We start from the raw sequence: 3709 nt of genomic DNA on the forward strand, positions 1-3709 counted from the left end.
GCTGTTCAAAATCATCAAGGAAATGGTGACTCGAATTGGATATTTGCTTTATCGTTATGGAAACCGCTTATTTTGAATTTTTAAGTTGATGGCATGGGAATTATTTTATATAAAGGAGAGTCATGCAGCAGTCAAAAATCAAAAACAAAAAAGGGGGAAATTATTTTGAAAAGGATTTCATCTTTATTACTAACTATGCCTATTATTTTAGGAAGTATTGCTACGATTCCTCATACAAAGGTTTCAGCTGAAACAATGTCATTCAATCAAGAAACATTTACTTTAGAAACATTGAATCAACAGACAGATCAAGCCATTGCAAATGGTAATTTTGAAGCTCATTTGAATAATCTCACAGCATATCTGAATGGAAATATTGGGGGTATTACTGAAGAGAATTTAAAAAAGAAGCTTGCAGACCCAGCATTTGCAGCAGCTTTGGCTCAGTGGCAATTCATATCACAAACAGGTGCTGTAACAATGGCTACATTTGCAAAAAAAGATGCTGATCATCAGAAATTTCTTGGGTGGGCTATGAAAAATACAGATGTGATGAATACCTATCTTGAAGGTGGTAGTCCAACTGGAAAAAATCCTGTAAATGCACTTGAGATATGGAATACAATCTGGAATGCGGATGCAAATTCTCACGAAGGATTGTATTTAAAACTAGCGATAGCTACATCGTTAGCTCATGCTGAACCTATAAAATATTGGACAAACAATCAACCTATTAATCCATTAACAAGGTACCAACATTATAAATCAGCAGATCAAAATAATGAGTTACTTCCTTGCTTTAGAACATATGATGTTTGGCATTTAAGATTAGTAGTGAATACTTGGTCACCAGAAGAAGATTTAACTTGGGCAAGGAATATGATTAATATGGAACATCCAGAACTTAAAAATCAAGATAAGGTAGGGGAAAGTGCATATTTGATTAATTATGTAACCCATAACAAAGATGGAGTTAGCATTCACGCTGGAAATGATGCATTCTATGGTTTAGGTTGGAATCTTTCTTCCATTTACAAATTTGGTGGGGTATGCGGTAATATTTCGAAGTTTGGTACGCAAGTAAGCCAAGCGTTTGGAGTAGCAGCTATGCCTGTTGGACAACCTGGACATTGTGCACTTATATGGAATAACAAGCCATCTTCTTGGAATTTAGGAAATGATATATCTGGATGGAGTCAGTCGAGCCGTCATGATGCAACTGTTATTCCTTGGTCAGATAATAGCCCGACAAATCAAGCGCCGTATATGCTACTATTTGAAAATGCTGAACGTGACCCAGTAAAACTAGATCAATCAGAGCGATTACGCTGGTTAGCGAAAGCGATGACTTCAAAAGATAATAAAATTGCAATTTATAAAATATCCACCAATATTTTACCAATCAATTTTTTAGTATGGGAAGATTACGTTTCTCTTATGTTACAAAATCCAAATGTAACAGATGCTGAGTGGAAAGAATTAAATAAAAATATCATTTCTGTTTTTGCAAATGAACCGCGACCGATGATGGATCTTCTTACTCAAATAAAGAACCATGTACCAAATACAGATGATATCTTAGAAGGAGACCAATTTGCATGGTCGCTGAAAGGAATTGGAGATTTTGAATTCGCAAAAGTAAATTTAAATAAATTAACAGAAGAAATGCAAATTGATCTAAAAGCAGGTGTACCACATAACTACTTTGATAGTACATATGCAAGTATTAAAGTGCAAAATACATCAGGTAAAGTGTTCTATAACAAAGAGGTTTATGGGAATAAACAACAAAATGCTGAAACACAAAAAGTTCCAGTAAAGATCGGTGATTTTATTGAACTTACACATCTAGAAGGCAGAGAGAGGGCAACATTAATAAATTTAGGTAATAATAAACGTGAAAACTTTGATAAAAAAGCAATGTATGAAGTTACAAAAGATGGCCTGAAAAAAGTAAATCAAGTTGTTAATCCGAAACCAGATACAGAAGCTCCCACACAACCACAAGGATTATATGCAAGCAACGTTGCTTTTAACAGTGTAGAGCTAAAATGGAACCCTTCTACAGATAATATAGGTGTAAAAGAATATCAGGTACTACGCGATGGACAATTGATTCAAACAGTACAAGGAACGACGTTTACTGATCAAAACTTAACAGCTAATAAGGAATATAAATATGCAGTGAAGGCTGTAGATGCAGCTGGAAATACATCAATTCAAAGTAACATTCTTCCGGTAAAAACAAAAGATCAAAATGTATCTTATGAAAAATGGGATCCGAAGAAGGCATATACAAAGGGAGATAAAGTAGAACATCAAGGGACAGTGTATGAAGCTGTTCAAAATCATCAAGGAAATGGTGACCCAAATTGGATATTCGCTTTGGCATTATGGAATCCACTAACATAGGGGTCTGATGTATATTGAAACTACGCCAAAATGTTTATGGTAATTATGGAGTTTCCCCTTATGCCCATCAAGCTAAGATTTTTAATTACCCCCAAAACGAAAAATTTATTTCTCTACAGTTATTTATGATAAATTAATCGAATTTCTTTTTTCAACAGATGATTAATTTTTAAAAATTATACTCAAAGGTTAGGATTTTACAATAACTTTTATGAACTATTAATACTTCATAAAAGTTATTGTGAATTTTGTGAATGAGTGTTTTTGGCTTTCTACTTTAATAAATCCATGATGAGCTTCGATAATTGATTTTGCTAGTGCTAAGCCAATTCCAATGGACCATTCTTTATTATAATTTTTTGTTTTGTAAAATCTATCGAATATATATGGAAAATCTTCTGATGCAAAAATAAAGTAAAAGAGAATAAAGCATATATATTCCTATCGGAATCATATCTTATGCTACAAGTCCAAACAATTGATGGACGAATTCTTTCTGATTTTGGATAGACTGGTTCCGTAAATTAATCTGTTCTTTTTAATCATATGCATGGCTTCTACTCCAGAAAGAATGGATATTGCTGTGTCAAAAGATTTGAGCCCCAACATAGAAAGGATACACTTCTTTATAAAGCGATGATCTTGTTCTACCATATTATTTAAGTACTTTTGTTGTCTAAGTTGCATACCATCAGGTATGCTTTTTTCTTTTTTCAACTGTTCAAGTGCTATAGAATAAGCCGGATTCTTATCGACTGTTATCGCACGTGGCTTTGAAACATGAAAAGACCGCAAAGCTTTCTTGAAAAAGTGCTTTGCAGCCTTTTGGTCTCTTGTTTTGCTTAGACAAAAATCGGTTGTGTCTCCTTTCGAATCAACAGCACGGTACAGGTACAGCCATTATCCTTTAACTTTTATATATGTTTCATCAACTTTCCAAAAATTATTGGTTTGCTTCAGGTGATGACGAATTCGTTTGTCCAATTCAGGGCCATACTGATGAACCCAACGCATAATCATGGTATGAGAAATGATAGCGTCTTTTTTCTTATCTTTCTATGCAATCATAAACCATTTATCTCGAAAAAGTGAGTGGGGAAGAGAACGCATGAAAATCATAACGCGTCAGCTTATTTCAATGATTTTCTTGTCTTTAATTAAATTAGTCTTTATATCTATTCATAGTGTGTACTTTATACTGTCCATTGGCGTTAATTACAATGGTAATATAAAAAAATAAACAAGGGAACAAATGAAACTTGTGTCATGTCTATATATTGAAACCATAATAAAAGTG

The 3709-nt window shown here is 33.6% G+C and carries 1 protein-coding gene and 2 pseudogenes; 1 reads left to right on the forward strand and 2 read right to left on the reverse strand.

Translation table 11 applies throughout. The features are described from left to right. The first annotated feature begins 165 nt into the window (after nucleotides 1–165). Nucleotides 166–2412: a putative mucin/carbohydrate-binding domain-containing protein gene (locus tag HMPREF2590_RS23760; RefSeq protein ID WP_070861587.1), complete on the forward strand. Its 2247-nt coding sequence runs from the start codon at nucleotides 166–168 to the stop codon at nucleotides 2410–2412. A 219-nt stretch (nucleotides 2413–2631) separates the two neighbouring features. On the opposite strand, the pseudogene HMPREF2590_RS30950 reads toward HMPREF2590_RS23760, so the two are convergent. Beyond that, nucleotides 2632–2817: pseudogene (locus HMPREF2590_RS30950) on the reverse strand (ATP-binding protein); the annotation flags it as partial. Nucleotides 2818–2869: 52 nt separating this feature from the next. Next, nucleotides 2870–3444: pseudogene (locus HMPREF2590_RS23765) on the reverse strand (IS6 family transposase); the annotation flags it as partial. Nucleotides 3445–3709: the final 265 nt, after the last annotated feature.

It is taken from the genome of Bacillus sp. HMSC036E02, assembly GCF_001836235.1.
GTDB classification, from domain to species: Bacteria; Bacillota; Bacilli; order Bacillales; family Bacillaceae_G; genus Bacillus_A; species Bacillus_A cereus.